This is a genomic window from Campylobacter concisus (assembly GCF_002165775.1).
In the GTDB taxonomy this organism is placed as follows: domain Bacteria; phylum Campylobacterota; class Campylobacteria; order Campylobacterales; family Campylobacteraceae; genus Campylobacter_A; species Campylobacter_A concisus_E.
Map to the genome: position 1 here is coordinate 53,473 of NZ_NDYP01000006.1, position 8,287 is coordinate 61,759.

The 8,287-nt window shown below is 42.9% G+C and carries 8 protein-coding genes; 4 read left to right on the top strand and 4 right to left on the bottom strand.

Features of this window, described 5'->3' with window-relative positions; genetic code table 11:
• Nucleotide 1 precedes the first annotated feature (1 nt).
• From B9N66_RS06410 to B9N66_RS06420, 3 genes are read left to right on the top strand one after another with little or no spacing between them, the layout of a single operon-like run.
• On the top strand, nt 2-754 hold the full coding sequence (locus B9N66_RS06410) for an amino acid ABC transporter substrate-binding protein (protein ID WP_087580384.1): 753 nt from the start codon (nt 2-4) through the stop codon (nt 752-754).
• Nucleotides 755-777: 23 nt separating this feature from the next.
• The gene (locus tag B9N66_RS06415; RefSeq protein ID WP_021089366.1) at nt 778-1,446 is read left to right on the top strand and encodes an amino acid ABC transporter permease; all 669 of its coding nucleotides are present in this window, start codon (nt 778-780) and stop codon (nt 1,444-1,446) included.
• Nucleotides 1,446-2,183 carry an amino acid ABC transporter ATP-binding protein gene (locus B9N66_RS06420; RefSeq protein WP_087580385.1) on the top strand — a complete coding sequence of 246 codons (738 nt, stop codon included), beginning with the start codon at nt 1,446-1,448 and terminating at the stop codon, nt 2,181-2,183. Before B9N66_RS06415 ends, B9N66_RS06420 begins: the two co-directional genes overlap by 1 nt.
• A gap of 33 nt (nt 2,184-2,216) precedes the next feature.
• Here the strand turns inward: B9N66_RS06420 and fldA are convergent, their stop codons facing one another.
• The 4 genes from fldA to B9N66_RS06440 all read right to left on the bottom strand — a co-directional run bounded on the left by fldA (nt 2,217) and on the right by B9N66_RS06440 (nt 5,044).
• Entirely contained in the window at nt 2,217-2,708 is a 492-nt protein-coding gene (gene fldA / locus B9N66_RS06425; protein WP_087580386.1) for a flavodoxin FldA, read from the bottom strand.
• A gap of 11 nt (nt 2,709-2,719) precedes the next feature.
• Complete coding sequence (locus tag B9N66_RS06430; protein ID WP_087580387.1) at nt 2,720-3,433, bottom strand: UDP-N-acetylmuramate--alanine ligase; 714 nt, start codon at nt 3,431-3,433, stop codon at nt 2,720-2,722.
• 3 nt (nt 3,434-3,436) lie between these two features.
• The gene (locus B9N66_RS06435; protein ID WP_002939277.1) at nt 3,437-3,748 is read right to left on the bottom strand and encodes a DUF2325 domain-containing protein; all 312 of its coding nucleotides are present in this window, start codon (nt 3,746-3,748) and stop codon (nt 3,437-3,439) included.
• Between the two features lie 132 nt (nt 3,749-3,880).
• Nucleotides 3,881-5,044, bottom strand: a complete 1,164-nt coding sequence (locus B9N66_RS06440) for a sugar transporter (protein ID WP_087580388.1) — start codon at nt 5,042-5,044, stop codon at nt 3,881-3,883.
• A gap of 169 nt (nt 5,045-5,213) precedes the next feature.
• On the opposite strand from B9N66_RS06440, the gene nifJ reads away from it, so the two are divergent.
• Nucleotides 5,214-8,287: pyruvate:ferredoxin (flavodoxin) oxidoreductase (gene nifJ, locus B9N66_RS06445; protein WP_087580389.1), on the top strand; the 3,074-nt coding region annotated here is incomplete at its 3' end.

Below are 8,287 nucleotides of genomic sequence, written 5' to 3' on the forward strand. Positions count from 1 at the left end.
AATGAAATTTACAAATTTATTAAAAGTAGTAGCCGTGCTTGCGATGGCTTTAAATTTACAGGCAAAAACTATAAAAGACGGCGTGCTAACAGTAGCAACTGAAGGTACTTACGCTCCTTTTACATTTTATAATGACAAAAATGAGCTAGTGGGATACGATGTAGATATCGCAAGAGCGGTAGCGCAAAAGCTAAATTTAAAAGTTGAGTTTCTAACAGCTCCTTGGGATGCGATGCTAGCAGCATTTGACGCTGGTAAGGCCGATGTTGTATTTAATCAAGTAAGCATAACTGATGAGAGAAAGAAAAAATATGCTTTTTCGGTGCCTTATACTGTAACATTTGGTGCCATCATCACTAGAAAAGATAATAACAATATAAAAAGCTTTGCTGATCTAAAAGGCAAAAGAAATGCCGACTCAGCTACGAGCAACTGGGCGAAAGTCGCCGTAAAATACGGTGCTGAGCACGTCGTAACAGACAGTTTTGCTAAAAGTATGGAGCTTCTTATATCAAGACGTGTAGATGCTGTTGTAAGAGATAACATCGTATTTTACGACTTCATAAAAGAGCGTCCAAACGCACCTGTAAAGATAGCCGCCTCACTTGATGAGAAAGACTACACAGCAGCAGCTGTTAAAAAAGATAACGCCGAGCTTGCAGAGCAAATTTCAAATGCTTTAACTGAGCTTTCAAAAGAGGGCAAACTAGAAGCTATCTCTAAAAGCTACTTTGGCAAAGACGTCTCAAAATAAAATTATAAACCAACAAGGCAAAAATGGAAAATTTAGATAGAGTGATCGAACTTGTTTCAAGCTCGACACTACCGATGATCATCGCGCTTTTAAAAGTGACGATCCCGCTTACTTTACTCTCGTTTTCGCTAGGGCTTGTCATCGCCATTATCACAGCAGTAGCAAGGCTTTCAAATATAAAAATTTTAAAATTTATATTTGCCACCTACGTTTGGATATTTCGCGGCACGCCACTTCTTGTGCAGCTTTTTATCGTATTTTATGGGCTTCCTAGTATCGGCGTCACGCTTGATACTTGGAGCGCGGCGACTATTGCATTTAGTCTAAACGTGGGTGCTTATGCGTCTGAGTCCGTAAGGGCCGCCATACTTTCTGTGCCAAAAGGTCAGTGGGAGGCTGCCACATCGCTTGGCATGACGCACTATCAAATTTTAAAACGTATCATCGCACCCCAAGCAGTGAGGATCTCGTTGCCACCGCTTTCTAATACATTTATAGGCCTTGTTAAAGACACTTCACTAGCAGCTTCTATAACGATGGTTGATATGTTTATGGTCGCTCAAAGGATCGCAGCAAGGACCTTTGAGCCACTCATCCTCTACATCTTAGCAGCACTTATCTATTTGGTGGTTTGCACGCTCTTAACCTATCTTCAATCAAGGCTTGAAAAAGCTGTCTCAAGGTATGTCTAATGGCTATAAATTTTAAAAATATAAGCAAATCTTACGGCGATCATTTGGTGCTAGATAACATAAACACAAGCTTCAAAGAGGGGCAAACAACCGTGATAGTTGGCTCATCAGGTTGTGGCAAATCAACACTTCTTAGATGCATAAATTTACTTGAGACCCCGCAAAGTGGTACTTTAGAGGTAGATGATAGGAGTGTAAAATTTAAAGATAAGCTTAGCTCAAAAGAGCTTTTAGAAATTCGCAAAAAAACAGGTATGGTCTTTCAAAGCTTTAACCTCTTTCCACACCTAACAGCGCTTCAAAATGTCACAGAAGCTCCGATCTACGTTCAAAAAAAGGATAAAAACGAAGCAATAAAAGAGGCAAAAGAGCTTTTAGCTAAAGTGGGGCTTAGCCACAAAGAAGATACCTATCCAAACAGGCTCTCTGGCGGTCAAGCACAGCGTGTAGCCATCGCTAGAGCCATGGCTGTAAACCCATACTTTTTACTGCTTGATGAGCCTACAAGCGCGCTTGATCCAGAGCTTGAGGCTGAAGTTTTAAAGGTCATCTTATCTCTTGCAAAAGAGAAAAAGTCTATGATCATTGTCACTCATAATATGAATTTTGCTAGAAAGATAGCTGATAGAATTTTGTTTTTAGATAAAGGTGTGATCGCATTTGATGGCTTGGTGGATGAGTTTTTCAATAACCAAAACGAAAGAATAAAAAGCTTCATCTCAGCTATGGATATATGAAAATTTTAGCTAGAAAATCTAGCTAAAATTACATTAAGCAAAGTGAGGTTTTATCTGCTCTATCCAAGCTGAAATTCTACCCTCAGTTTTGTCACTTTGGTTATCAGCATCAAGTGCTAGGCCTACAAATTTTCCATTTCTTACAGCATCAGAGCCATCAAATGTATATCCATCGGTGCTAACCTCACCAACTACCTTTGCGCCAGCTTTTACGACCTCATCATAGAGCTTTGCCATGCCGTTACAGTACTCATCAGAGTAGCTCTCGCTATCGCCCATACCAAAAACAGCAACCGTTTTGCCGTTTAAATTTAACGCTTTAAAGTTAAACGCATCCCAGTCATCTTGAAGATCACCACTGCCCCAGGTTGATGTACCAAGGATGAGCTTATCAAAACTATTTAGCTTCGCTGCATCTACGTCAGCAACGTTTAAAAGCTCATTTTCAAGGCCTAGACCCTCACTTATAAGTTTCGCTGCATCTTCGGTATTTCCCATGCTGCTTCCATAAACTATACCTATCATTTTTATCCTTTTTAAAAAATTTTACTAATAATCGTATAAGGCACAAGCTTAATCAAACCTCTCGCATAACAGTGCCTAACCTCAACGTGTCGCCTAAATTCCTCATTTCTAGGAAAAACGATATAAACCATCTCGCACTCTTGCCCAAGCACACCGACAGCTCTATCTATATCGTCGTTTAAATTTCTCATATCATCAAAGCTCACTTTTTTAAAGCTTGGCATGACACTGAGTAAATTTTTACCATCTTTTTTGACTGAGATGACACCACCATTTAGCACGACCTCTTTATCTTGATGGCGGAGGCGTATTTTATCATAAACAAATTGACAAAACATCTGTGCCGCATCGATACAAAACTCAAATTTTCCACTTGCATAAAGCATTTTTATCATCTTTGCAGTCGCCATTTTCGGCTCTTTTGCTATAAATTTTATCTTTGAAAAGTTGCCTTTTAAATAAGCATTTATGATGATATTTGATGGAATACAAAAGCGATCTGCTGGCTTAAAATTTAGATATTTTTCACGAAGTAGGAAATTTATCCTAGCTTCAAAAATTTCTTTGAAATTTAGAAATTTAGCGTAAGAAAGTGGTATTTTTAGCTCACTTTCTACGCCAGAATTATAAAGTGCAATAAAAATTTTTGCACGCGAAAGCCTATCAAGCTTTGCAAAAATATTTGGAGTTATTTCGCCAATATCTGATAAAAGCCCGAATCTCATTGATTATTCTTTGCATCCAAATTCCTTATCTAGCCCAAAGACCTTGCAATACTCGCAAAATACGCAACTAACGCTTCTTTTTGCACAAACAATTGGAATATTTCTCTTTTTTGCTTGAGTTTTAATAGTCTTCATCGTGTTGTGGTTTAAAAAACTAGTTAGCATCACCACACACTCGGTATCTTGAGGGATTGGCTTGCGATTTACGCGGTTTTCATTTCTAGCATCCCAGTGTTCTATCTTCTCAGCTCCCAAATCATGTAAAACTGCCTTGATAGGCGTTATCTCATCTGCACCGATAACTAAAACTGACATAATAAGCTCCTAAAATTTATTCATTTTCTGATAATGATTATAAGGAAGCTTAACTAAAATTTTTCTTAGTTATGATATTTATTATCACTTATATGTAGAAATTTGTAACGTTTTACTTAGATATTTAAACATCTAAACTCTTTTAATCTTAGATACCGTAAACAAAAATATGATAAGTCCGCTTGCGGCGAAAAAACTACCGACATTCCCGATATTTTGCTCGCCTAAATAAACTATCGTTTGATGCCCTATTAACGCCCCTGCTCCGATACCTATGTTATAAATAGCCGAAAATATCGCCATTGCAGCGTCAGTAGCGTTTGAGGCTAAATTTAGCACTTTTATTTGAAAACTCATATTTACACCAGCTATGCCAAGTCCCCAAACAAAGGCTAAGACTAGCATTAAAACTTCATTTTTAGAAATAAAATTTAACACAAGCAAGCAACATAAAATAAGCATGATAGAAATTGCAGAAAATGCATTTGGAATAAGCTTATAAAATTTAGAGAAAAGCAGGCTTGCAACTACACCAGCAACGCCAAATATAAGCAAGAATATTGTGATAAATTTTCCATCAAAGTCACTGATATCTTTTGCAAATGGCTCAATGTAGCTATAGGTGCTAAAATGCGCGCTTATGATAATTGCAGTTAGTAAAAATATAACCATTAAAAGGCCATTTCTTGCAAGCTCTGGCAAGCTTTTAAGCGAGCCTGAGTTTTTACTTGGCAGAAGTGGCAAAATTTTATATAGCCAAACTCCAACACCAACAGCAAAAATTCCGATCAGTCCAAAGGTCACACGCCAACCAAGTGCATCACCTAAAATTCTTCCAAGTGGTAGACCAAGTATCATCGCTAGCGATGTGCCAAGAGCTAGCAATCCAAGAGCTTGCGAGCTTTTATTTATCGGTGCTAGCCTAACAGCAAGTGAAGCAGTGATAGCCCAAAAAATGGCATGGGCAATAGCTATCATCAACCGAGCAATAATTAAAATTTTAAAATTCCAAGCAAAGGCACAAAGAGTATGAGCTACAACAAATACGATAAAAACCTTTAAAAGAAGAGATCTTCGCTCCAAATTTGCAGTCAAAAGCATAAGCGGTAAAGAGAGTATAGTGACGCTCCACGCATAAATCGTGATGATAAGACCGGTATCGGCCGTGCTCATGTCAAAGTCTTTTGCAATATCACTTAAAAGTGGCACTGGAACAAACTCAGTAGTGTTAAATATAAAAGCACAAAAAGCAAGAGCTATAACCCTTAAATAGGCTACCCTATAAACACTTATCAAATTTTATCCTTAAATTTTTTCATTACGGTAATGGAATTTTACTTAAAGTTAGTAATTCAAAAGGCAAAATCCTCAGAATTTATTAATGACATAGATTAATAGTAGATTTTGGAAACTATCTCTATAATAAAAGATTTTTAAAAATCGTAAGAAAATTTAAGGCGGAAAAATGGCTAAAATAATGAAAACTATGGACGGAAACGAGGCTGCGGCGCACGCGGCTTACGCATTTACGGAGGTTGCGGGCATCTACCCGATCACTCCTAGCTCGCCGATGGCTGATTACACCGATATGTGGGCGGCTCAGGGCAAGAAAAATTTATTCGGCATGCCGGTTAAAGTCGTCGAAATGCAAAGCGAGGGCGGAGCCGCGGGTACCGTGCACGGCTCGCTGCAGGTAGGCGCGCTAACTACGACTTACACGGCTTCGCAAGGCCTTTTGCTAAAAATCCCAAATATGTACAAAATCGCAGGCCAGCTACTACCAGGCGTCATCCATGTGAGCGCGCGCTCTATCGCGGCCCAGGCGCTTTCAATCTTTGGCGATCATCAGGATATTTATGCCTGTCGCCAGACGGGATTTGCTATGCTGGCAAGCGGCTCCGTGCAAGAGGTCATGGATATCGCCGGCGTCGCACATCTAGCGGCGATCAAGGGTCGCGTACCGTTTTTGCATTTTTTTGACGGATTTCGCACGAGCCACGAGATACAAAAGATCGAGGTGCTTGACTACACGCACTTTGATAGGCTTCTTGACCGCGAGGCGCTGCAAAAATTTAGAGACGAGGCGCTAAGCCCCGAAAGCCCGAAAACTCGCGGTACGGCGCAAAACGACGATATCTACTTCCAGACGCGCGAGCTAGCTAACCGCTACTACGACGCGGTGCCTGATATCGTGGCGGAGTATCTAAAAGAAATTTCAAAAATCACGGGACGAGATTATAAGCCGTTTAATTATTACGGCGATCCGCACGCTACGCGCATCGTGGTCGCGATGGGCTCTGTTACGCAAACTCTCGAAGAAGTCGTCGATCACCTGCGCGCAAAGGGCGAAAAAGTAGGCGTGCTAAAAGTGCATCTATACCGCCCGTTTAGCCTAAAATATCTCTTTGACGCGATGCCTGAGACGGTAGAAAAGATCGCCGTACTAGACCGCACGAAAGAGCCGGGAAGCCTAGGCGAACCGCTATATCTGGACGTCAAGGCGGCATTTTACGGACGCAAAAATCAGCCCGTGATCGTGGGCGGCCGCTACGGCCTAAGCTCAAAGGACGTCGATCCTGCGCAAATGCTAGCCGTCTTTGAAAATCTAAATTTAAGCGAGCCTAAAAACGGCTTTACCGTCGGTATCGAGGACGACGTGACCTTTACATCGCTAAAAGTCGGCGAGAAAATTTCGCTAAGCGACGCAAGCGTGAAAGAGTGCCTATTTTACGGTCTTGGCGCGGACGGCACGGTGGGGGCGAATAAAAACTCAATCAAAATCATCGGCGATAAAACCGAGCTTTACGCGCAGGCGTATTTTGCCTACGATAGCAAAAAATCAGGCGGCTATACGCGCTCGCATCTGCGCTTCGGTAAAAACCCGATCCGCTCGACCTACCTCGTCTCAAATCCGCACTTCGTAGCCTGCTCGGTCGCGGCATATCTTGAAATTTACGACGTTATAGACGGTATCCGCGAGGGCGGGACGTTCCTGCTAAACTCGATCTGGGGCGCCGAGCAGACGGTCGCTAAACTGCCGAATAAAGTAAAGAAAATTTTAGCCGCTAAAAAGGTAAATTTCTACATCATCAACGCCACTAAGCTAGCTCGCGAGATCGGACTAAAAAACCGCACGAACACCATCATGCAGTCGGCATTTTTTAAACTCGCAGACATCATACCGTTTGCCGATGCGCAAAAATACATGAAAGAGTACGCGCACAAAGCCTATGCCAAAAAGGGCGAAGCGATCGTAGAGATGAACTACAAGGCCATAGATATGGGCGCGGACGGACTGGTTAAAGTCGAGGTCGATCCTAGCTGGCTAAATTTGACGGATGACGCGAGCGCAGAGGAAAAATACGTCGGCGACGAATTTATAGAAAAAATCGTCAAGCCTATCAACGCAGCTAGGGGCGACAGCTTGCCTGTTTCGGCGTTTGTGGGCTTTGAAGACGGACACTTTAAATCAGGCACTACGGCATACGAAAAACGCGGCATCGGCGTAATGGTGCCTAAGTGGATCGAGGAAAATTGTATCCAGTGTAACCAGTGCGCCTTCGTCTGCCCGCATGCGGTCATCAGGCCGTTTCTAATCGACGAAAACGAGCTCGCCGCCGCGCCGCAAACGGTGCAAGATCACGTCCTAGACGCCAAAGGCAAAGAGGTAAAAGGGCTAAAATATAAAATCCAGGTGAGCCCTCTAGACTGCACCGGCTGCGAGCTGTGCGCTCAAATTTGCCCGAGCAAGGAAAAATCGCTCGTCATGGTGCCGCTAGCCGAGGAGATGGACAAAAACGAGCAGGAAAACGCCGATTATCTATTTAAAAAAGTAACCTACAAAGACGACCTGATGAGCAAAGATAGCGTCAAGGGCGTGGGTTTTGCGCAGCCGTTGTTTGAGTTTCACGGTGCGTGCCCGGGTTGCGGCGAGACGCCTTATATCGGGCTTGTGACGAGGCTATTCGGCGACCGTATGATAGTGGCAAATGCCACCGGATGTAGCTCGATCTACGGCGGTAGCGCGCCTTCGACGCCTTATACGACGAACAAAGAGGGCAAAGGCGTAGCGTGGGCAAATTCGCTATTTGAAGATAATGCGGAATTTGGTATGGGTATGAACGTCGCGGTAGAGACGCTTCGCCACCGCATCGAGGATGTGATGCTACGCACCAAAGACGCCGCGCCAAATGCACTAGCTGCGCTATACTCCGACTGGATCGCGCACAAAAACGACGGCGAGAAAACGACGCAAATAGCTAAAATTTTGACCCCTATTTTAGAGCAAAATTTAAGCGTAGATGGCGTAAAAGAAATTTTAGAGCTAAAAAGATATTTAGTTAAAAAATCCCAGTGGATCATCGGCGGCGACGGCTGGGCGTACGACATCGGCTTTGGCGGGCTTGATCACGTGCTAGCTAGCGGCGAGAACGTAAACGTGCTCGTACTTGACACCGAGGTCTACTCAAACACCGGCGGCCAGAGCTCAAAATCAAGCCGCGCGGGCTCGATAGCGCAGTTTACCGCTAGCGGCAAGCC